We start from the raw sequence: 20678 nt of genomic DNA on the forward strand, positions 1-20678 counted from the left end.
TGAGGGGCCCTTACGCCGGTTCACCGGGCCGATGACCAGCGGCATGCACTCGGGTTGCGTCCCCGATGTGCGGCCAGGGCTGTCGTGATCGTCCGGGTGGCCTTGTCAGGACCCCGTCCTCCGTGCTCTCACGAGCCGGGGGATCCCCATCACTGAAGAAGCGAAGGCTACGACCGTGCGTACGTACAGCCCCAAGCCCGGCGATGTGACGCGCCAGTGGCACGTCATCGACGCCCAGGACGTCGTCCTGGGTCGTCTGGCCACCACCGCTGCCACCCTCCTGCGGGGCAAGCACAAGCCGATCTACGCGCCCCACGTCGACGCTGGTGACTTCGTCATCATCATCAACGCCGACAAGGTGCACCTGTCCGGCAACAAGCGGACCCAGAAGATGGCGTACCGCCACTCCGGCTACCCGGGTGGTCTGCGCTCCGTCCGCTACGACGAGCTGCTCGACAAGAACCCCGAGAAGGCCGTCGAGAAGGCCGTCAAGGGCATGCTGCCCAAGAACTCCCTCGGCCGTCAGATGCTCTCGAAGCTGAAGGTCTACGCGGGCGAGAACCACCCGCACGCTGCCCAGCAGCCGGTCCCGTTCGAGATCACCCAGGTCGCGCAGTAAGTCCGGCCACCCCCTAAGACGAACAGAATCTGAGGAGAATCGTGGCCGAGACCACCACCGAGACCCCGCTCGAGGGCGAAGAGACCTACGCCGAGGTCACCACCTTCGAGTCCGAGGCCCCCGTCGAGGGCGAGTACACGAGCGAGTCGCTCGCGTCCCGCTTCGGCGAGCCGCAGCCGGCCGCCGGCCTGGGTCGCCGCAAGAACGCCATCGCCCGTGTCCGCATCGTGCCGGGCACCGGCAAGTGGACGATCAACGGTCGCACCCTCGAGGACTACTTCCCGAACAAGGTGCACCAGCAGGAAGTCAACGAGCCCTTCAAGGTGCTCGAGCTCGACGACCGCTACGACGTCATCGCCCGCATCGCGGGTGGCGGCGTGTCCGGCCAGGCCGGCGCCCTGCGCCTCGGCGTGGCCCGCGCGCTGAACGAGGCGGACGTGGAGAACAACCGCGGCCCGCTGAAGAAGGCCGGCTTCCTGCGCCGCGACGACCGCGCGGTCGAGCGGAAGAAGGCCGGTCTGAAGAAGGCCCGCAAGGCCCCGCAGTACAGCAAGCGCTAATCGCCTGCTCGCCTGTACGGCGTACGTTCGCCCCGGCGGCACTCGGTGCCGCCGGGGCGTTCCGTATATCGGACCCGGAGTGCCCCCCGGGGTGACACAGCCCCGTACCCCCGGCGTATAAACGGCACACGGGGACCCCGCACCCTCACGCAGGGGCACCACGGGGCTTGCGTTTTCGGAGCACAATCGGAGGACACCAGTGGGACGACTCTTCGGCACGGACGGTGTGCGCGGTGTCGCGAACGCGGATCTGACGGCGGAGCTGGCGCTCGGCCTGTCGGTCGCGGCGGCGCACGTGCTGGCCGAGGCGGGCACGTTCGAGGGCCATCGGCCGACGGCGGTGGTCGGACGTGATCCCCGCGCGTCCGGGGAGTTCCTGGAGGCCGCCGTGGTGGCGGGCCTCGCGAGCGCGGGCGTGGACGTCCTGCGGGTCGGTGTGCTGCCCACCCCGGCGGTGGCGTACCTCACCGGCGTGCTCGGCGCCGACCTCGGCGTGATGCTCTCCGCGAGCCACAACGCCATGCCGGACAATGGCATCAAGTTCTTCGCCCGCGGTGGCCACAAGCTCGCCGACGAGCTGGAGGACCGGATCGAGTCCGTCTACGAGGAGCACCGCACCGGCGCGCCATGGGATCGACCGACCGGCGCGGGCGTCGGCCGGGTCCGGGACTACGACGAGGGCTTCGACAAGTACGTCGCCCACCTCATCGCAGTGCTGCCCAACCGGCTGGACGGGCTCAAGGTCGTTCTCGACGAGGCGCACGGCGCCGCGGCCCGGGTCTCGCCCGAGGCGTTCGCGCGGGCCGGCGCCGAGGTGGTCACGATCGGCGCCGAGCCGGACGGCCTCAACATCAACGACAACTGCGGTTCGACCCACCTCGGCCTGCTGAAGGCCGCGGTCGTCGACCACGGGGCCGACTTCGGCATCGCCCACGACGGCGACGCCGACCGCTGCCTCGCCGTGGACGCGGAGGGCAACGAGGTCGACGGCGACCAGATCCTCGCGGTGCTGGCCCTCGCCATGCGCGAGGCGGGCACGCTGCGCGGCAACACCGTCGTCGCCACCGTGATGTCGAACCTGGGCTTCAAGCTGGCGATGGAGCGCGAGGGCGTCGAGCTGGTGCAGACCGCCGTCGGCGACCGCTATGTGCTGGAGTCGATCAAGGAGCACGGCTACGCCCTGGGCGGCGAGCAGTCCGGCCACGTCATCGTCCTCGACCACGCCACCACTGGAGACGGCACGCTCACCGGGCTGATGCTGGCGGCCCGCGTCGCCGCGACCGGCCGGTCCCTGGCGGAGCTGGCCGGTGTCATGGACCGTCTCCCGCAGGTCCTGGTCAACGTCCCGGACGTCGACAAGTCGCGCGTCTCGTCGTCGGCCGAACTGGCGGCCGCCGTCGGCGACGCCGAGCGAGAGCTCGGCACCACCGGCCGAGTGCTGCTGCGCCCCTCCGGCACCGAGCCGCTGGTCCGGGTGATGGTCGAGGCCGCGGACATCGAGCAGGCCCGCTCGGTGGCCGGGCGGCTCGCCGACGCGGTGAAGTCCGCGCTGGGCTGACGCGGGACTTCGCGGCCCGCCGTTCGGGGGAACGGCGGGTGTCGCGGGCAGGGGCCCGGAGCCACGGCTCGTACGTTCGGCTGGCATGACGTACGTATCAGCTGACCGCTCGTCAGGGCCCAGCCGTCGCAGCGCACTGGCCGGGATCCTCGGCGGGGCCGGGGTCGCCGCACTGGCCGGGTGCACCTCGTCGGGGGCGAGTCCCGCGAACGCGCCCACGCCGAGCGGGGCGACTTCGCCGCAACCCCAGGCGGACACCCCGACGCCCGGGGCGATGACGCTCTTCGAGGATCCGGCCTACAACTTCAGCTGTCTGTGGGCTCTCGGCGGGGCCGGCTTCAGCGCGGGAGAGGTGGGCGAGGTCCTCACCGCCGTAAACGCCGTGAACAAGGCCGGCCTCTCCGCGCAGACGTACGTCACGACGTTCCGCGAGCTCGGCGACAAGCTGATGGGGCCGCCCCCGGGCAGCAAGCCCGACGACCAGACCACCCGCTTCCGTGCGCTGCGCGCCGCGCAGTACTACGCCCAGGCGCTGTTCTTCGTCCTCGGCTCGGACGACCCGGGAAGCGAGGAGGACCTGTACAAGGCCGGTCGGGGCGCCTGGGACACGTTCTGCGACCTGTGCGACCCGGCACCGGAGAAGGCGAACGTCCCCTACGGCACGACTCCGCTGCCGGTGTGGTTCTTCCGTCCGGACCCGTCGAACACCCGCCGCCCCACCGTGATCCTGACCAACGGCAGCGACGGACAGAACGTCGACATGTGGACCTACGGCGTCGCGGCCGCTCTGGACCGCGGCTGGAACGCCCTCGTCTACGACGGTCCCGGACAGGGCCAGCTGCTCTTCGTGGACCAGGTGGTCTTCACCCCGACCTGGGAGAAGGTCGTCGGTCCCCTCGTCGACTGGCTGTCGCGGCGTTCCGACGTGGACACCGCCAAGATCGGTCTCACCGGGTTGAGCATGGCCGGTGACCTGGCACCCCGGGCCGCGGCATTCGAGGACCGGATCGCCGCGCTGGTGGCCATGCCCGGCTGCGTGGAGCCGTGGCTGGGCTTCCCCGCGGAGGTCCGGGAGATCCTCACCCCGAGCAAGGAGGAGACGAACAACATCTGGAACGAGGAAGTCGTTCCCGGAATGTCCCCCGCCGACGCCGCGACGATGAAGAAGCGCTTCGAGCCCTTCTCCATCCCGGCGATGCTCGCTGCCCGCGAGGGCAAGATCTTCACCGACTTCTACACGCCCGCCAAGCGCATCCAGGCGCTGACGATCACGGACATCGTGCCGCGCATCAAGACGCCGACGCTCGTGCTCGACTACGAGGACGAGCAGTTCTACCCGGGTCAGGCCCAGCAGATGTTCGACGCGCTGACCGCGCCCAAGGACTATCTGAAGCTCACCGCGGCCGAGGGCGCGCAACTGCACTGCTCGCCGATGGCGCCGCAGCTGCACTGCGAGGTCGTCTTCGACTGGCTCCAGGAGAGGCTGGGGTAGTCCTCGGACGACCGGGGGCGGGCACGGCGCCGGTCCGGTCCGCCCCGTCGTCGTTCCGGGCCCGGTCGACCCGGTTCAGTCGCCCCGCAGCAGGTCGAACACGTCGACGGGTGGCGGGAATCGAGGGGCGCAGCGGCGGCAGGCGTACACGTTCCAGCCGGGACCGCTCGCACTGTGGACCTCGTGCACCAGTACGGGATCGTCCGTGACCTGCTCGCACCGCACGCACATGCGCACGGGCGGCGGCGGTTCCGGGGAACGGTCGCGGTTCATGCGGCCGCCTCGCGGAAGAGGGCGTCGCCGAGGTAGGGGCGCACCAGCGCGCCCGCGTCCCCGTCGAGCGGTCCGTCGAGGCCGTACGGGCTGCGGTGCGCGAGCAGGGGCGGCGCCGGGCGCGCGACCGGCGCGGGCGGGGGAGTGGTACCGGTGCCCGCTCCCGGAGGAAAGCGCCGGTCCAGCCAACTCCGCAGTCGCGCGGCGAGGCGGGGGGCAAGGTCGGTCACGTCATCGGCTCCTTGGTTCTTGGTTCCCTGGTCGGTTGATGGCCACCCCCCGGGACGGTTGCATCCGTCGCCGGGGTTTCTTTGTGTAGACGCTAGAGATGACGTTTATAGATGTCTATAGAGAACGTATGATGTAGGTATCTGTGTTCGGACAGTAGTGGCTGTGTACGGTCACCGCGTGATGGAGTACGACCCGACCCGCCCCAAGTGGGTGCAGATCGTCGACGTGATCCGAGAGCGCATCGCCAGCGGCGAGTACCCGCCGCGCCACCGCCTCTCGGAGATGCAGATGGAGGAGGAGTTCGGCGTCGCTCGGATCACGGTGCGCAAGGCGACCGCCGCCCTCCGGGACGAGGGGCTGATCACCACGGCCCACGGTATGGGATCGTTCGTCACGGACCAGGGCGCTGACGCGTCCGGCTGACGCTCAGGCTTCCGCCGGCTTCGACATAGCCCGGCGCCGGCGCGTCCACAGCCACTTCTGGACGAGCAGCGTCAGCGTCCCGGCCATGATGATCCCGACCAGGTTCAGCAGCAGTTGCCGGCTGGAACCCCCCGCCTGCACGTAGTCGCCGTAGCTGAGCGCCACCGCCGCGTTGGCTGCCGCCGGGACGGTCGTCACGGAGATGGCGACCCCGACCAGCGCCCCGGACTTGGCGGACGTCAGCGACAGCGTGCCGGCGATGCCCGCGAGGACGGCGACGACGAACGAGAACGCGTCCGGGTCGTAGATGAAGGCCGTGTCCGGGCGGTCCCCCTCCAGCATCGAGAACTCGAACAGCCCGACGCCGTTCATGAAGAGGCTGAACACGACCGTCACCGCCATGGCCACGGCGAAGCCCACGACCAACGCCACCAGCGAGCGCAGGGCGAGTCTCGGGAGGCGTTGCACCACGGCCGTGCTGAAGCCGGCGAGCGGGCCGAACTCCGGGCCGACGGCCATCGCGCCCACGATAAGGATCGCGTTGTCGAGGAGGACACCGCACGCGGCGATCATCGTGGCCAACGTCAGGAACGCCAGATAGGTGACGGAGAGGGTCGACTCCTCGTGGGTGGCTTCGGTCAGCTGCTCCCACAGCACCGCGTCCGCGGGTTCGCCCGGTGCCTCCTTCTCGGCCTTGTCGGCGCGCTTCGAGAGGGACAGGTCCGTCGTCTCCACGGAGATCGCACCGTCACGGTCGAGGCCCAGGTCCCGCAGACGGCCGATCAGCTCGTCGCCTGCCTCGCGGGCGACATCGCACATGACCAGATCGCCCGACGGGTTCCGGGCGGCGCCGGCGAGTACGACGAGGTGCGTCGTGCCGACCGTCCTCTCGATGGCGCCGACGACCGGCTCGGTGCGGTCGGGCGGGACGATCAGACGCAGGTGCAGCACGCGGACGGCTCCTCGGCGGTTTCCGGTCCGGCCGGACCGGCCGACGGCGGGTCAGAGCTTGCGCAGGGAGAGCCGCTGGACCTTGTGGTCGGGGCCCTTGCGCAGGACCAGGGTGGCACGCCCGCGCGTCGGGGCCACGTTCTCCTGGAGATTGACGCCGTTGATCGTGCGCCACATCGTCCGCGCGTAGTCCAGTGCCTCCTCCTCGGAGACCTGGGTGTACCTGCGGAAGTACGAGGACGGGTCCTGGAACGCGGTCTCGCGCAGCTTGCGGAAGCGGTTGAGGTACCAGCGTTCGATGTCCTCCGGACGCGCGTCCACGTACACGGAGAAGTCGAAGTAGTCGGCGAGACCGACCCGGGTGCGCCCGTCCTTGCCGGGCAGGGCGGGCTGGAGGACGTTGAGGCCCTCGACGATCAGGATGTCGGGGCGGCGCACGGTCAGCCGCTCGCCCGGGACGATGTCGTAGATGAGGTGCGAGTAGACGGGCGCGGACACCTCGTCCTTGCCGGCCTTGATGTCGGCGACGAAACGGGTCAGGGCGCGGCGGTCGTACGACTCGGGGAAGCCCTTCCGCGACATCAGCCCCCGGTCCTGGAGCTCCTTCATCGGGTAGAGGAACCCGTCGGTGGTGACCAGTTCGACGCGCGGGTGCTCGGGCCAGCGGGCGAGCAGCGCCTGCAGCAGCCGGGCCACCGTGGACTTGCCGACGGCTACGGAGCCCGCGACGCCTATGACGAACGGGGTGCCCCGCTGGGTGCCGTGGCCGTTGCCGGCCTCGCCGAGGAAGGTGTTGAGGGCGCCGCGGAGATTGGCGGTGGCCCCGACGTACAGGTTGAGCAGCCGGGACAGCGGCAGATAGATGTCCCGTACCTCGTCGAGGTCGATGACGTCACCGAGGCCGCGGAGCCGCTCGACCTCGGCGGCGGTCAGCGGCAGCGGCGTCTTCTCGCGGAGGGCGCTCCACTCCTCACGGGTCAGGTCGACATACGGGGACGCCTCGGTCCGGTCTCCCCTGCGGCTTCGTGGCGGCGAAGTGATCACATGCTCATTGTCGGGGCTGAGGGCGGGTCGTGGGGGGTGGGCTCGGTCACGCGGGGCCGGACCCCGCCGGGTGGTCACCGGGCGTCACGGACCGGGCACCGGTGCACCCGGCACGGCCGCCTCGCCGTCGGCCACGCGGCCGACGGCGGCGGACCGCCCCGCTCACGCGGTTCGCGACGGCGGCGGGCGGGGCGCCGGAGTCGTAGGCTGCCGCCATGTGCGGAATCGTGGGTTATGTGGGAGCGCAGTCCGCGCTCGATGTCGTCATCGCCGGGCTCAAGCGGCTCGAATACCGGGGCTACGACTCGGCAGGCGTGGCCGTCCTCTCCGACGGAGGGCTGGCCGGGGCCAAGAAGGCCGGGAAGTTGCTCAACCTGGAGAAGGAACTCACCGACCGGCCGCTGCCGAGCGGTTCCACGGGCATCGGGCACACGCGGTGGGCCACCCACGGCGGCCCCACCGACGCCAACGCCCATCCGCACCTGGACAACGCCGGGCGCGTCGCCGTCGTCCACAACGGCATCATCGAGAACTTCGCCGTGCTGCGGGCCGAACTCGCCGAACGCGGCCACGACCTGGCCTCCGAGACGGACACGGAGGTCGTGGCCCATCTGCTCGCCGAGGAGTTCTCGTCCTGCGGTGAACTCGCCGAGGCCATGCGGCTGGTGTGCCGGCGGCTGGACGGCGCGTTCACCCTGGTCGCGGTCCACGCGGACGAGCCAGACGTCGTCGTCGGAGCGCGGCGAAACTCCCCTCTCGTCGTCGGTGTCGGTGACGGTGAGGCGTTCCTGGCCTCGGACGTCGCCGCGTTCATCGCCCACACGCGCTCGGCCGTCGAGCTCGGGCAGGACCAGGTCGTCGAACTCCGGCGCGACGGTGTCACGGTGACCGACTTCGACGGCGCGCCCGCGGAAGTGCGCTCCTACCACGTGGACTGGGACGCCTCCGCCGCCGAGAAGGGCGGCTACGACTACTTCATGCTCAAGGAGATCGCCGAGCAGCCGAAGGCCGTCGCCGACACGCTCCTCGGGCGGATCGACGCGGAGGGCTCGCTCACGCTCGACGAGGTGCGGATCCCCGCCGCGGTGCTGCGGGAGGCGCACAAGGTGGTGATCGTGGCGTGCGGCACGGCATTCCACGCCGGGCTCATCGCCAAGTACGCCATCGAGCACTGGACGCGGATCCCGTGCGAGGTGGAGCTGGCCAGCGAGTTCCGCTACCGCGACCCGATCCTCGACCAGCGCACCCTCGTCGTCGCCATCTCGCAGTCCGGCGAGACCATGGACACGCTCATGGCGCTGCGCCACGCCCGCGAGCAGGGTGCGAAGGTCCTCGCCATCTGCAACACCAACGGCTCCACGATCCCGCGCGAGTCGGACGCCGTGCTGTACACGCACGCCGGGCCGGAGGTCGCGGTCGCCTCGACCAAGGCGTTCCTGACCCAGCTGGTGGCCTGCTACCTGGTCGCGCTGTACCTGGGGCAGGTGCGCGGCACCAAGTGGGGCGACGAGATCCGGGCCGTCATCCGGGACCTCTCGCAGATCGCCACCCAGGTGGACCAGGTCCTGGAGACCATGGAGCCGGTGCGCGAGCTCGCCCGTTCGCTGGCCCGCAAGAACACGGTGCTCTTCCTCGGCCGGCACGTCGGCTACCCGGTGGCCCTGGAGGGCGCGCTGAAGCTCAAGGAACTCGCCTACATGCACGCCGAGGGCTTCGCCGCCGGCGAGCTCAAGCACGGGCCCATCGCCCTGATCGAGAACGATCTGCCCGTGGTCATCGTCGTGCCGTCGCCGCGCAGCCGTTCCGTGCTGCACGACAAGATCGTGTCCAACATCCAGGAGATCCGGGCCCGCGGCGCCCGCACCATCGTCATCGCCGAGGAGGGAGACACGGCGGTCGAGGCGTACGCCGACCACCTGATCCGCATCCCGCAGACGCCGACGCTGCTCCAGCCGATGGTGGCGACCGTGCCCCTCCAGGTCTTCGCCTGCGAACTCGCCACCGCCCGGGGCAACGAGGTGGACCAGCCGCGCAACCTGGCGAAGTCGGTCACCGTCGAATGATCATCGGGGTGGGGATCGACGTCGCCGAGATCGACCGCTTCGGGGAGGCGCTGCGCCGGACACCGGCGATGGCAGACCGGCTCTTCCTGCGGAGCGAGCTGTTCCTCCCGAGCGGGGAGCGGCGCGGAATCGCCTCCCTCGCGGCGCGCTTCGCCGCGAAGGAGGCGGTCGCCAAGGCGCTGGGTGCGCCGGCAGGGCTGCTCTGGACGGACTGCGAGGTCTACGTCGAGGACTCCGGCAGGCCGCGCCTCCGGGTCACCGGAACGGTGGCGTCGGCGGCGCGGGAGCGGGGGGTGCGGTCGTGGCACATCTCGCTGAGCCATGACGCGGGGGTGGCGTCGGCGATGGTGGTCGCGGAGGGGTAGGGCGCGGCGCGTCCCGGGCGGTGGGCCCGTGCCGGTCGGACCGCCCGGGGCCGCTCCCGGTCCGGGACGGCGGGTCGGCGGGCGCCGACGGCGCTCCGCCGGCGGAGCCGAGTGCGTTTCGGCGTGCGGCCCCGCAGGAGGGTGGGTCCCGTCCTCCTCGCGTTTGCCCAGCGCCTGCCGCGCCACGACCTGCGCGGCGGCCAGGTGCGACCGGGACCGGCCGGAGCGGGTGACGCCCGTCGAGAGCGAGCCAACGTCGCGCCACCGCACGCGCCACGCACGCGCGCACGGCATGCTTCTGAGTATGCGTCATGCCTACAGCGTCGACACCGTAAGGGCCGCCGAGGCCGAACTGATGGCCGAGCTGCCGGAGGGTGCCCTCATGCAGCGGGCCGCCGCGGGGCTCGCCGCGGCGGTCGCCGGACTGCTGCCCCGCGTCTCCGGCGCCCGGGTCGTCCTGCTCGTCGGCAGCGGCGACAACGGCGGCGACGCCCTGTACGCGGGCGTGCGGCTGGCCCGCCGCGGCGCCGGAGTGAGCGCGGTGCTGCTCGCCCCGGACCGCGCCCACCGCGGCGGGCTCGAGGCGCTGCGGGCCGCCGGTGGCCGGATCGCCGAGGACCCTTTCGGAGTGCTCGCGGTCGCCGACGTCGTCCTCGACGGCATCACCGGCATCGGCGGCCAGGGCGGTCTGCGCCCGGACGCGGTCCCGCTCGCGCGGGCCGCGCGGGGCTCCGGCGCGACGGTCGTCGCCGTCGATCTGCCGAGCGGCGTCGAGGCGGACACGGGTGAGGTGAAGGGCGAGGCCCTGCGCGCCGACGCCACCGTCACCTTCGGCACGTACAAACCGGGCCTGCTCGTCGACCCGGCGCACGAGTACGCGGGCGCCGTGCGGCTCGTCGACATCGGCCTCGGCCCCCGGCTGCCGTCCGTACCGGACCTGGAGGCGCTGCAGCACGCGGACGTGGCACGCCTGGTGCCGGTGCCCGCCGCGGAGAGCGACAAGTACCGGCGCGGTGTCGTCGGCGTCGTGGCCGGGTCGGCCCGCTACCCGGGCGCCGCGGTGCTCGCCGTGGCGGGCGCGGTGCACGGCGGCGCCGGGGCCGTGCGGTACGTGGGGCCCGGGGCGGACGCGGTGATCGCCCGGTTCCCGGAGGTGCTGGTGCACGGCTGGCCGCCGTCCCGGGCGGGCCGGGTGCAGTCCTGGGTCGTCGGACCGGGCCTCGGCGACGGTCCGGGGGTGGCGGAGGTGCTGGAGTCCGACGTCCCGGTCCTGGTCGACGCCGACGGCCTCCGGGGCCTCGACCCGGACACGGTGCGGGCCCGCAGCGCGCCGACGCTGCTCACTCCGCACGCGGGCGAGGCGGCCGTGCTGCTCGGGGTGGAGCGCGGGGAGGTGGAGGCCGCGCGGCTCGGGTCCGTACGGGCGCTGGCCGCCAAGTACGGTGCCACGGTGCTGCTGAAGGGCTCCACGACACTCGTCGCCGACGCGGACGCCCGCCGTCCGGTCAGGGTGAACCCGACGGGTACCTCCTGGCTCGCCACGGCCGGCAGCGGCGACGTGCTGTCGGGGCTGGCCGGCTCGCTCCTCGCGGCCGGCCTCGAACCGCTGGACGCCGCCTCCGCCGCCGCGTACCTGCACGGCCTGGCGGCGCGGCTCGCCTCGCAGGGCGCCCCGGTGACCGCACAGGACGTGGCGGGGGCGATTCCCCGGGCCTGGCGCGACACGCGGACACCCTGACGTGCCGCAGGCCACGGCGCGCGGGTGAGCAGGGCCACTGTTGGCCGCTGCCGTACGAACTGAGCGGCGGGCCTCTGAGAGACTGAGCGCGATGACTCAGAACGCACCCTTCCGGGCCCGTGCCGAGATCGACCTCGCCGCGCTGCGCGACAACGTCCGCGCACTGCGTGCGCGGGCGCCCCGCGCCGCCCTCATGGCCGTGGTCAAGTCGGACGCGTACGGGCACGGGATGGTGCCCTGCGCGAAGGCCGCCCTGGCCGGGGGCGCCGACTGGCTGGGCACCGCGACGCCGGAGGAGGCGCTCGCACTGCGGGCCGCCGGGATCGGCGGCCGGGTGATGTGCTGGCTGTGGACGCCCGGAGGCCCCTGGCGCGAGGCGGTCGAGGCGGACCTGGACGTGGCGGTCAGCGGCATGTGGGCGCTGCGCGAGGTGACGCGGGCCGCCGCCGGGGCCGGCCGCCGCGCGAGGATCCAGCTCAAGGCGGACACGGGCCTGGGGCGCAACGGCTGCCCGCCGGCCGACTGGGCGGAACTGGTCGCGGCGGCCCGGGCCGCCGAGGAGGCGGGCACCGTCAGGGTCACCGGCCTCTGGTCGCACTTCGCCTGCGCCGACGAGCCCGGTCACCCTTCCATCTCCGCCCAGCTGTCCGTCTTCAAGGACCTGGTGGCGTACGCGGAGAAGGAGGGCGTCGAGCCGGAGGTGCGGCACATCGCCAATTCCCCGGCCACGCTGACCCTTCCGGAGAGCCACTTCGACATGGTGCGCACGGGCGTCGCGGTGTACGGGATCTCGCCGAGCCCGGAGCTGGGCACACCCGCCGACTTCGGGCTGCGCCCGGTGATGACGCTCAGGGCGTCGGTGGCCCTGGTGAAGCGCGTCCCCGCCGGACACGGCGTCGGTTACGGGCACCACTACGTCACGGGTGGCGAGACCACCCTCGGCCTGGTGCCGGTGGGGTACGCGGACGGCGTTCCGAGGCACGCCTCCGGCCGCGGTCCGGTGCTGGTCGGCGGCGAGTGGCGGCGGGTGGCCGGCCGGGTGGCGATGGACCAGTTCGTCGTCGACCTCGGTCCCGAGGGGAAGTCGGTCGAGGAGGGAGCGGAGGCGGTGCTGTTCGGCCCGGGTGACCGGGGCGAGCCGACCGCCCAGGACTGGGCGGACGCGGCGGACACGATCGCCTACGAGATCGTGACCCGGATCGGGGCGCGCGTCCCGCGCGTCCATCTCCACGAGGGCGACGGCACGGCATCCGGCGACTGACCGGACGACCAGGAGACGACGACCAGTAGGAGCGGCACGGTGAGCGAGAACAGCGCGGGGGACGTGGCGGCGGCGGTGACCGACGCCGCCACGGGCAACTGGCGCCGGGCGGGTGTCGCCGGCGCCGCCATAGGGGTGATCGCCGCCGGTGCGGCGGCGGGCGTCGCGATGGAGCGCATGACCGTGGGCCGTGGCATGCGCCGGAAGGCCAGGCTCGCCCTGGACGCCTCGGGGCCGTACGGGGCGCTTCGCGGCACTCCGGGCAGGGCCGTCGCCGACGACGGCACGGCCCTGTACTTCGAGACGGACGAGGTGGACCCGGAGACGGGCGGCACCGCACCGCGCAGGCGCAGGCTGTTCGGTCGCAAGGCCCCCGCGTCGGTGACCGTCGTGTTCTGCCACGGCTACTGCCTCAACCAGGACTCCTGGCACTTCCAGCGGGCCGCGCTGCGCGGGCTGGTCCGTACCGTCCACTGGGACCAGCGCAGCCACGGCCGGTCGGGCCGGGGCGCCGCCCAGACCGGCCCGGACGGGGTGCCGGTCTCCATCGACCAGCTGGGCCGTGATCTGAAGGCGGTGGTCGACGAGGCCGCCCCGGAGGGGCCGCTGGTGCTGGTGGGCCATTCGATGGGCGGTATGACGCTGATGGCGCTGGCCGCCGCGTACCCGGAGCTGATCCGGGAGAGGGTCGTGGGCGCCGCGTTCGTCGGTACCTCGGCCGGCCGGCTCGGCGAGGTGAACTACGGCCTCCCGGTGGCGGGTGTGAACGTGGTGCGCCGGGTGCTGCCGGGGGTCCTGAGGGCGCTCGGCTCGCAGGCGGAGCTGGTGGAGCGGGGCCGGAGGGCGACGGCCGACCTCTTCGCCGGTCTGATCAAGCGCTACTCGTTCAGTTCCAGGGACGTGGACCCGGCGGTGGCCAGGTTCGCCGAGCGGATGATCGAGGGGACGCCGATCGACGTCGTCGCCGAGTTCTTCCCGGCCTTCGCGGAGCACGACAAGGCGGCGGCGCTGGACGTCTTCCAGGAGGTCCCGGTGCTGGTGCTGGCCGGGGACCGAGACCTGGTCACTCCCAGCTCGCACAGCGAGGCGATCGCGGACCTGCTGCCGGACGGGGAGCTGGTCATCGTGCCGGACGCGGGGCACCTGGTGATGCTGGAGCACCACGAGGTGGTCACCGACCGGCTGGCGGACCTGCTGGTGCGGGTGGGGGCGGTCCCGGCAGCGGCTAACGTTGGCACGTATGGAAGCACCGCACAGCCCGGCGGCTGAGACCGCTCACCCGTCCGCCGTCCGCCTGACCCTCACCTCGCCGGAGCAGACGCAGGAGCTAGGCCGCCGGCTCGCCAAGCTGCTGCGGCCCGGTGACCTCGTGATGCTCACCGGCGAGCTCGGCGCGGGCAAGACGACCCTGACACGGGGGCTCGGCGAGGGCCTGGGCGTGCGCGGCGCCGTCACTTCCCCGACCTTCGTGATCGCCCGGGTGCACCCGTCCCTGGTCGGCGGACCCGCGCTGGTGCACGTGGACGCCTACCGGCTGGGCGGCGGGCTGGACGAGATGGAGGACCTCGACCTCGACGTGTCGCTGCCGGAGTCGGTCGTCGTCGTGGAGTGGGGCGACGGCAAGGTCGAGGACCTGTCGGAGGATCGCCTGCACGTGGTCGTCCACCGCGTCGTGGGCAGCACGGACGACGACCGCCGCCAGGTCACGCTCACCGGTATCGGTCCGCGCTGGGCGGACGCCGGACTGGCCGGGCTCAGCGCCTGAGCCCCCCACCGGGTCCGGACGTCCGGCGTCCGGCCGGGACTCCTCGCCCGCCCGTGTGTACGTTCCGACAAGACGTCGGCAAGGTGTTGCGTCCGCCGCTCCGGGCATGGTCACATTGAGGACAGTACGTGGTTAGGTCTGCCTAACCGCGCCTGCCCCCGGAGCACCAGGAGGCATCCATGCCGGCGTCCGAACACGGAACGCAGTCGCGGCCGAAGCCGTCGTCCCGGCCGTCGCCGGCGGCGTTCTCCATGCGTGATCTGCTGGCGTCGTGCGCTGCGGCCAGCGCGGTCTCCACACCGCCGCGCGACCGCGGCGAATCCGTACCGGCCGGGGACTCCCCCGGAGAGCGGGAACCCCACCGCGACGCGGCGTAGTCCGTTCGAGCGAAACTCCCGGGCGCCGGGAGCGGCCTTCCGGATGCCGCGGCGCGCCGGTCCCCCTGCTGCGCTACGGCACGACGACGATCTTCGAGCCGATCGTCGCGAACGTCCACATGGCGTCGCCGTCGGCCCGCTTCATGCGTACACCGCCGGTCTTCCTCCGCGGGTCCGGGCTCGCCATCGACCCGTCCACGGCGGCACTGAAGCCGATCGACACGTCGTCGACCTCGGCGAACCGCACGACGTGCTCGATCTCCACGCCGTCCGAACCCTCGATCCGGCCGCTGCGCGACGTCACCTCGTACGTGCCGGGCCGCGGGCTGACCGTGCTGGGTGCGACCGGGAACGTCTGGGTGAGCTGCCCCTCGCCGACCAGCCAGACCCTGCGCTCGGCGAGCGAGTAGACGACGCGCACGCCCTTGCCGGACCCCGCGGGAACGGCCAGCGGGTCCTTCCGCGGACCCTCGGCGGCCTTCGAGGGACGGGCGCTGGGGGCGGCCGCGGCGGGCTTCTCCAGGTCCGCCGGCACGTTCGCGGAAGCCTGGTAGGCGAGGAACGCGACGACGGCGAGGGCCGCAGCGGTGAGCCCGGCCACCGTTCCCGAGCTGCTCCTTGCCACGCCTGCTCCCCTCGCTCGCACACCTGCCTGAGTGACGGTAGCAGCAGGGGAGCGGCGGGACGGGACGCCGTGCCTCGCCCGCGGTGGCCGTAGGCTGTTTGCGTGCTCTTGCTCGCCCTTGATACCGCCACGCCCGCCGTCACCGTCGCCCTCCACGACGGCGACTCCGTCGTCGCCGAGTCCACCCAGGTCGACGCCCGCCGGCACGGGGAGCTGCTGCTGCCCTCCGTCGACCGGGTCCTCGCCTCCGCCGGGCTGACACTCGACGCGGTCACCGGTCTCGTCGTCGGCGTCGGGCCCGGCCCGTACACCGGACTGCGCGTGGGCCTGGTCACCGCCGCCACCTTCGGCTCGGCGCTCGGGGTGCCGGTCCACGGACTGTGCACGCTGGACGGGCTGGCGTACGCCTCCGGGCTGGAGGAGCCGTTCGTGGTCGCCACGGACGCGCGGCGCAAGGAGGTCTACTGGGCGCGGTACGACGGCTCCCGCACGAGGGTCGGCGAGCCCGCGGTCGACCGGCCCGCCGAGATCGCCGAGGAGGTCGCGGGGCTCCCCGCGGTCGGCGCCGGCGCCCTGCTGTACCCGGAGGTCTTCCCGTACGCCCGGGGCCCCGAGCACCAGTCGGCGGCCGCCCTCGCCGCGCTGGCCGCAGGGAAGCTGGCCGCGGGCGATGAACTGCTGCCGCCGCGGCCGCTGTACCTGCGCCGCCCGGACGCCCAGGTGCCGAAGAACTACAAGGTGGTCACGCCGCAGTGAGCGTCCCTGTCCTGCGCGGGATGCGCTGGTGGGACATCGCGCCGGTGCTGGACCTCGAGCACGAGCTGTTCCCGGAGGACGCCTGGTCCCCGGGGATGTTCTGGTCCGAGCTGGCGCACGCGCGCGGCCCGCAGGCGACGCGCCACTACGTGGTCGCCCAGGACCCGGCGGAGGGGCGGATCGTCGGCTACGCGGGCCTCGCGGCGGCCGGCGGGCTCGGCGACGTCCAGACCATCGCCGTCGCCCGCGACCAGTGGGGCACGGGCCTCGGCGCCCGGCTCCTCACCGACCTGCTGCAGCACGCGACCGCGTTCGAGTGCGACGAGGTCCTGCTCGAAGTACGGGTGGACAACACCCGGGCCCAGAAGCTGTACGAACGATTCGGCTTCGAGCCGATCGGCTTCCGCCGCGGCTACTACCAGCCCGGCAACATCGACGCCCTCGTGATGCGGCTGCACGTACACGACGCACAAGGAACCGGAAACCATGGCTGACGAACCCCTCGTACTCGGTATCGAGACGTCCTGCGACGAGACCGGCGTCGGCATCGTCCGCGGGACGACGCTCCTCGCCGACGCCATCGCCTCCAGCGTCGACGAGCACGCGCGCTTCGGCGGGGTCGTGCCCGAGGTCGCCTCCCGCGCCCATCTGGAGGCGATGGTCCCGACGATCGAGCGCGCCCTGAAGGAGGCCGGGGTCACGGCCAGGGACCTCGACGGCATCGCGGTCACGGCCGGCCCGGGACTCGCCGGCGCGTTGCTCGTGGGCGTCTCCGCCGCCAAGGCGTACGCGTACGCCCTGGGCAAGCCGCTCTACGGCGTGAACCACCTCGCCTCGCACATCTGCGTCGACCAGCTGGAGCACGGCCCGCTGCCCGAGCCGACGATGGCCCTGCTGGTCTCCGGCGGGCACTCCTCGCTCCTGCTCGCGCCCGACATCACCGCCGACGTGCGGCCCATGGGGGCGACGATCGACGACGCCGCGGGCGAGGCGTTCGACAAGATCGCCAGGGTGCTGAACCTCGGCTTTCCCGGCGGCCCGGTCATCGACCGGCTCGCGAAGGAGGGCGACCCGGAGGCGATCGCCTTCCCGCGCGGGCTGACCGGTCCCCGCGACCCCGCGTACGACTTCTCCTTCTCGGGGCTGAAGACGGCCGTGGCCCGCTGGATCGAGGCCAGGCGCAATGCGGGCGAGGACGTTCCCGTGCGGGACGTCGCCGCCTCCTTCCAGGAGGCCGTGGTCGACGTGCTGACCCGGAAGGCCGTGCGCGCCTGCAAGGACGAGGGAGTCGACCACCTGATGATCGGCGGCGGGGTCGCCGCGAACTCCCGGCTGCGCGCGATGGCCGAGGAACGCTGCGAGCGCGCCGGGATCCGGCTGCGGGTGCCCCGGCCGAAGCTGTGCACGGACAACGGGGCCATGGTCGCCGCGCTCGGGGCGGAGATGGTCGCGAGGAACCGGCCCGCCTCGGACTGGGAGCTGTCCGCCGACTCGTCGCTGCCGGTGACCGATCCGCACGTGCCGGGTGAGCACCACCACGGCCATGTGCACGACCACGATCACGTACACGAGATCAGCAAGGACAACCTGTACTCATGACCGTCGTCACCCTGATGTGGGAGGCCAGAGCGGCCTCCGGGCGGGGCGGGGAACTGCTGGAGTGGGCCCGCGCCCAGGCCCTCGGCACGGCCCCGCTGCGTCGGGAGACCTTCCGGGCGCCGGGCGAGCGGGTACTGGTGCTGACCTGGTGGGAGACGGACGGTCCGGACGACGAGCTGCCCGAACTGCCGGACCCGGACGCCGAGCTGGTCGGCCGGCCGGTGCACCGGTGGCGCTTCCAGTCGCTCGACTTCTCCGGAGCGGACTACGCCGGCGGCTGATCCCTGGGTGTCCTTCGCCGCCCCGGCCGCCGCGCGCCCCGGGAACCGGACGTACGGGGAGGTCGCGTACCTCATGGGGGTCGGCGTGCTGTGCTGGGTGCCGGGGGTGACAGGTGCCGCCAAGGCGGTGGCGCACTACCGCTGGGCGGCGCGGCTGACCTCGGCGGTCCCCTCCGCCGCGGCGCCCGGGGCGGCGCACGGCTGACGGCGGGCGCCCGCCGTTGCCCCCGACGCCGCGTCAGGCATCCGCGGGAGCCCCGATCAGCACCGTGGGCGCACCGGCCACGCGGGTCAGGAAGACCGTGGCCGCGTTCGGCCCGCTCGGCTTCACCTTGCGGCGCAGCTCCTCGGGTTCGACCGCCGATCCGCGCTTCTTGACGGTGAGCGTGCCGACTTCCCGTTCGCGCAGCAGGGCCTTGAGCTTCTTCAGGTTGAACGGGAGTTCGTCGGTGATCTCGTACGCGGTCGCGTACGGCGTCGGGCGCAGCTCGTCGGCCGTGATGTACGCGATCGTCCCGTCGAGCAGGCCGCCGTCGAGTTCCTCGGCGACCTCCGCGACCAGATGGGCGCGGATGACGGCGCCGTCGGGCTCGTAGAGGTAGCGGCCGGTCCTCCGTACGCGGGGGTCGGGCAGCCCGCGTCCGACGAGCGGGGCACCCGACGGCAGCAGCGTGGCGCGCCGGGCGCCCGGCGCGGTGCCGAACCAGAGCACGGCCTCCTTCACGTCCCCGTGGTCGGAGATCCACTCGGCCTCGGCTTCCTCGGGGATCGCCTCGTGCGGGATGCCCGGAGCGATCTTGAGGGCCGCGAACCGGGCCGTGCGGGCCGCTCCGACGGCCCAGGACAGCGGTGGCGAGTACGCCTCCGGGTCGAAGATCCGGCCGCTGCCGCCCTTCGGCCCGCGTCCTCCTCCCGGCCGCCCGGCGCGGCGGGCGGGGTCGACGAAGACGGCGTCGTGGGCGGAGGTGTCGACCTCGGTGACATCGGCCCGGCGGACCTCGATGAGCGGGGCCAGGCCCAGCGCCTCGGCGTTGGCCCGGGCGACGTCGGCGGTGAACGGATCGCGGTCCACGGCGAGTACGGGGATCCCGGCGCGGGCGAGCGCGATCGCGTCGCCGCCGATCCCGCAGCACAGATCCGCGACGCTCCGTACCCCGAGTTCCGCGAACCGGGCGGCTCGGTGGGCGGCGACGGACGCCCGCGTCGACTGCTCCACGCCGTTGGGTGTGAAGTACATCCGGTAGGCGTCCTCCGCGCCGAACTTGGCCACCGCGCGCTGCCTCAGCCGTGCCTGCGTCAGCGCGGCCGAGACCAGCTCGGCCGGGTGGTCGCGGCGCAACCGGGTGGCGATAGCGAGCTCCTGTCCCGGGTCGTAGTCGCGCAGGGCGGCGAGCAGGGCCTGCCCTTCGTGGGTGAGCAGGGGGGCGAGCGGGGAGGGCGAGCCGGCGTCGTTCACCCGGCCATTGTCGGCCAGCCGGGGGACGGTCCGCGGCCGGGCGGCGCTGTCGGGCCTTCGCGGGCGCGCGGCGCTGACAAGATGCGACGCCATGCAGCAAGTACGACAAAACGAAAAGAAGCCAGCAATTCGGCGCAGACGTATGTGGATGTGCGTGCTGCTCGTCATGGCCGTCGGCTCGGGCTGTGCCGCCGAGCCCGGGCGGGGCGGCGGCGGGGCCGGGGCCACCGGGCAGGCGGGCGCCACCGCTTCGGCCGCCGCTCCCGCGCACGGTCAGGAGCCGGGGGACCGGAAGGGCGCCGGATCCCGGAAGGCGGAGGACCGGGAGGAGGGCCGCGGGGAGGGCGGGAAGGAGGGCCGGCAAGGCGCCCGGAAGGATTCCGGCGAGGAGGGCGGGGAGCGGGGGAAGGGCGAGGGCCGGGAGCGGGCGGGGGAGAAGGCACCCGTCGGACCGGCCGAGGCGCTCGCGTACGTCAAGCGCACGAAGAAGATCCAGGCCGCCCGGGCTGCCGCCGCCCGGCGCTGGGGCCTCCGGCAGGCCCCGCTGCCCGCGCCCCCGCCGCCCGACGAGAAGCCGAGGATCACCACGCGCAAGGGCTTCGAGGTCGATCGCCACAAGGGCCTGCCGCCGGTCTTCACCACCGTGCCCACCAAGCAGAAAATCGTCTTCCTGACGATCGACGACGGCGCGGAGAAGGACCCGGAGCTGCTGCGGATGATGAGCGAGCTGCAGATCCCCTACAGCGCCTTCCTCAGCGACTACGTCGTCCGGGACGACTACGGCTACTTCGAGAAGATGCAGGACCGCGGCGTCTCCCTGCACAACCACACGCTCACGCACCCCTACCTGCCGGCGATGCCGTACGCGAAGCAGAGGGCGGAGATCTGCGGGCAGCAGGCCAGGATCGAGAAGCGGTTCGGCAAGCGGCCGCGCCTCTTCCGTCCGCCGTACGGCAGCTACGACCGGGACACGCTGCGCGCCGCCAAGTCCTGCGGTGTGAAGGCCGTGCCGCTGTGGGCGGCGGAGGCGTTCCCCGACCACATGGAGTGGCGCGAGTTCGACCGGGACCTGCACCCCGGCGACATCATCCTCACGCACTTCCGCGGCAAGGTGGAGTGGAAGGGTGGCATGCCGGACATGATCCGCCACGTGATGAAGGTCGTCACCGCGAAGGGCTACGCCGTGGCGAGGCTGGAGGACTACGTCTGAGGGGCTGAGGACGCGTCGGGAAGCCGGACGG

The 20678-nt window shown here is 72.8% G+C and carries 24 protein-coding genes; 18 read left to right on the forward strand and 6 right to left on the reverse strand.

The window, feature by feature from the left end:
- The first annotated feature begins 175 nt into the window (after positions 1 to 175).
- The 4 genes from rplM to QMZ92_RS06270 all read left to right on the forward strand — a co-directional run bounded on the left by rplM (position 176) and on the right by QMZ92_RS06270 (position 4229).
- Complete coding sequence (gene rplM / locus QMZ92_RS06255; protein ID WP_017949632.1) at positions 176 to 619, forward strand: 50S ribosomal protein L13; 444 nt, start codon at positions 176 to 178, stop codon at positions 617 to 619.
- Positions 620 to 660: 41 nt separating this feature from the next.
- Entirely contained in the window at positions 661 to 1179 is a 519-nt protein-coding gene (gene rpsI / locus QMZ92_RS06260; protein WP_093656348.1) for a 30S ribosomal protein S9, read from the forward strand.
- 199 nt (positions 1180 to 1378) lie between these two features.
- Positions 1379 to 2737: a phosphoglucosamine mutase gene (glmM, locus tag QMZ92_RS06265; protein ID WP_283296205.1), complete on the forward strand. Its 1359-nt coding sequence runs from the start codon at positions 1379 to 1381 to the stop codon at positions 2735 to 2737.
- Between the two features lie 85 nt (positions 2738 to 2822).
- The gene (locus QMZ92_RS06270) at positions 2823 to 4229 is read left to right on the forward strand and encodes an alpha/beta hydrolase family protein (RefSeq protein ID WP_283296206.1); all 1407 of its coding nucleotides are present in this window, start codon (positions 2823 to 2825) and stop codon (positions 4227 to 4229) included.
- 75 nt (positions 4230 to 4304) lie between these two features.
- On the opposite strand, the gene QMZ92_RS06275 is transcribed toward QMZ92_RS06270, so the two are convergent.
- Both QMZ92_RS06275 and QMZ92_RS06280 read right to left on the reverse strand, forming a co-directional pair.
- Entirely contained in the window at positions 4305 to 4502 is a 198-nt protein-coding gene (locus QMZ92_RS06275; protein ID WP_283296207.1) for a hypothetical protein, read from the reverse strand.
- On the reverse strand, positions 4499 to 4732 hold the full coding sequence (locus QMZ92_RS06280) for a hypothetical protein (RefSeq protein ID WP_283296208.1): 234 nt from the start codon (positions 4730 to 4732) through the stop codon (positions 4499 to 4501). The genes QMZ92_RS06275 and QMZ92_RS06280 overlap by 4 nt, the downstream gene beginning before the upstream one ends.
- A 181-nt stretch (positions 4733 to 4913) precedes the next feature.
- Between QMZ92_RS06280 and QMZ92_RS06285 the strand changes: the two genes are divergently transcribed.
- Positions 4914 to 5156 (forward strand): GntR family transcriptional regulator, encoded by a 243-nt coding sequence (locus QMZ92_RS06285; protein WP_283296315.1) that lies wholly within the window; start codon positions 4914 to 4916, stop codon positions 5154 to 5156.
- 3 nt (positions 5157 to 5159) lie between these two features.
- Here QMZ92_RS06285 and QMZ92_RS06290 read toward each other — a convergent pair whose 3' ends face one another.
- Both QMZ92_RS06290 and coaA read right to left on the reverse strand, forming a co-directional pair.
- The gene (locus QMZ92_RS06290; RefSeq protein ID WP_283296209.1) at positions 5160 to 6107 is read right to left on the reverse strand and encodes a DUF389 domain-containing protein; all 948 of its coding nucleotides are present in this window, start codon (positions 6105 to 6107) and stop codon (positions 5160 to 5162) included.
- 51 nt (positions 6108 to 6158) lie between these two features.
- Positions 6159 to 7151 (reverse strand): type I pantothenate kinase, encoded by a 993-nt coding sequence (gene coaA, locus QMZ92_RS06295; RefSeq protein WP_269728881.1) that lies wholly within the window; start codon positions 7149 to 7151, stop codon positions 6159 to 6161.
- Between the two features lie 215 nt (positions 7152 to 7366).
- Here coaA and glmS point away from each other — a divergent pair, with 215 nt between their 5' ends.
- From glmS to QMZ92_RS06330, 7 genes are all read left to right on the forward strand, one after another.
- Positions 7367 to 9214 (forward strand): glutamine--fructose-6-phosphate transaminase (isomerizing), encoded by a 1848-nt coding sequence (gene glmS / locus QMZ92_RS06300; protein WP_283296210.1) that lies wholly within the window; start codon positions 7367 to 7369, stop codon positions 9212 to 9214.
- Positions 9211 to 9579, forward strand: coding sequence for a holo-ACP synthase (locus QMZ92_RS06305; protein ID WP_283296211.1), 369 nt, complete (start codon positions 9211 to 9213; stop codon positions 9577 to 9579). The genes glmS and QMZ92_RS06305 overlap by 4 nt, the downstream gene beginning before the upstream one ends.
- Positions 9580 to 9883: 304 nt before the next feature.
- Positions 9884 to 11317: an NAD(P)H-hydrate dehydratase gene (locus tag QMZ92_RS06310; RefSeq protein ID WP_283296212.1), complete on the forward strand. Its 1434-nt coding sequence runs from the start codon at positions 9884 to 9886 to the stop codon at positions 11315 to 11317.
- Between the two features lie 91 nt (positions 11318 to 11408).
- Complete coding sequence (gene alr, locus QMZ92_RS06315; RefSeq protein ID WP_283296213.1) at positions 11409 to 12578, forward strand: alanine racemase; 1170 nt, start codon at positions 11409 to 11411, stop codon at positions 12576 to 12578.
- Positions 12579 to 12617: 39 nt separating this feature from the next.
- Positions 12618 to 13847 carry an alpha/beta fold hydrolase gene (locus QMZ92_RS06320; RefSeq protein ID WP_283296214.1) on the forward strand — a complete coding sequence of 410 codons (1230 nt, stop codon included), beginning with the start codon at positions 12618 to 12620 and terminating at the stop codon, positions 13845 to 13847.
- Positions 13819 to 14343 carry a tRNA (adenosine(37)-N6)-threonylcarbamoyltransferase complex ATPase subunit type 1 TsaE gene (gene tsaE / locus QMZ92_RS06325; RefSeq protein ID WP_283296215.1) on the forward strand — a complete coding sequence of 175 codons (525 nt, stop codon included), beginning with the start codon at positions 13819 to 13821 and terminating at the stop codon, positions 14341 to 14343. Before QMZ92_RS06320 ends, tsaE begins: the two co-directional genes overlap by 29 nt.
- A gap of 179 nt (positions 14344 to 14522) precedes the next feature.
- A complete protein-coding gene (locus QMZ92_RS06330; RefSeq protein WP_283296216.1) occupies positions 14523 to 14720 on the forward strand; it encodes a hypothetical protein in 198 nt (65 codons plus the stop codon).
- A gap of 73 nt (positions 14721 to 14793) precedes the next feature.
- Here the strand turns inward: QMZ92_RS06330 and QMZ92_RS06335 are convergent, their stop codons facing one another.
- Positions 14794 to 15345, reverse strand: coding sequence for a L,D-transpeptidase (locus QMZ92_RS06335; RefSeq protein WP_283296217.1), 552 nt, complete (start codon positions 15343 to 15345; stop codon positions 14794 to 14796).
- 102 nt (positions 15346 to 15447) lie between these two features.
- On the opposite strand from QMZ92_RS06335, the gene tsaB reads away from it, so the two are divergent.
- The 5 genes from tsaB to QMZ92_RS06360 are packed head-to-tail and all read left to right on the forward strand — an operon-like array spanning position 15448 to position 18186.
- The gene (gene tsaB, locus QMZ92_RS06340) at positions 15448 to 16101 is read left to right on the forward strand and encodes a tRNA (adenosine(37)-N6)-threonylcarbamoyltransferase complex dimerization subunit type 1 TsaB (RefSeq protein WP_283296218.1); all 654 of its coding nucleotides are present in this window, start codon (positions 15448 to 15450) and stop codon (positions 16099 to 16101) included.
- A 20-nt stretch (positions 16102 to 16121) separates the two neighbouring features.
- Positions 16122 to 16595 carry a ribosomal protein S18-alanine N-acetyltransferase gene (gene rimI / locus QMZ92_RS06345; RefSeq protein WP_283296316.1) on the forward strand — a complete coding sequence of 158 codons (474 nt, stop codon included), beginning with the start codon at positions 16122 to 16124 and terminating at the stop codon, positions 16593 to 16595.
- Positions 16588 to 17700 carry a tRNA (adenosine(37)-N6)-threonylcarbamoyltransferase complex transferase subunit TsaD gene (gene tsaD, locus QMZ92_RS06350; protein WP_283296219.1) on the forward strand — a complete coding sequence of 371 codons (1113 nt, stop codon included), beginning with the start codon at positions 16588 to 16590 and terminating at the stop codon, positions 17698 to 17700. Before rimI ends, tsaD begins: the two co-directional genes overlap by 8 nt.
- Entirely contained in the window at positions 17697 to 17981 is a 285-nt protein-coding gene (locus tag QMZ92_RS06355) for a hypothetical protein (protein ID WP_283296220.1), read from the forward strand. Before tsaD ends, QMZ92_RS06355 begins: the two co-directional genes overlap by 4 nt.
- A 7-nt stretch (positions 17982 to 17988) precedes the next feature.
- Entirely contained in the window at positions 17989 to 18186 is a 198-nt protein-coding gene (locus tag QMZ92_RS06360; protein WP_283296221.1) for a hypothetical protein, read from the forward strand.
- A 33-nt stretch (positions 18187 to 18219) separates the two neighbouring features.
- Here QMZ92_RS06360 and QMZ92_RS06365 read toward each other — a convergent pair whose 3' ends face one another.
- Complete coding sequence (locus tag QMZ92_RS06365) at positions 18220 to 19437, reverse strand: THUMP-like domain-containing protein (RefSeq protein WP_502962000.1); 1218 nt, start codon at positions 19435 to 19437, stop codon at positions 18220 to 18222.
- A gap of 148 nt (positions 19438 to 19585) precedes the next feature.
- Here QMZ92_RS06365 and QMZ92_RS06370 point away from each other — a divergent pair, with 148 nt between their 5' ends.
- The gene (locus QMZ92_RS06370; RefSeq protein WP_283296223.1) at positions 19586 to 20647 is read left to right on the forward strand and encodes a polysaccharide deacetylase family protein; all 1062 of its coding nucleotides are present in this window, start codon (positions 19586 to 19588) and stop codon (positions 20645 to 20647) included.
- Positions 20648 to 20678 lie beyond the last annotated feature (31 nt).

It is taken from the genome of Streptomyces sp. HNM0645, from assembly GCF_030056615.1.
Classification (GTDB): domain Bacteria; phylum Actinomycetota; class Actinomycetes; order Streptomycetales; family Streptomycetaceae; genus Streptomyces; species Streptomyces marianii.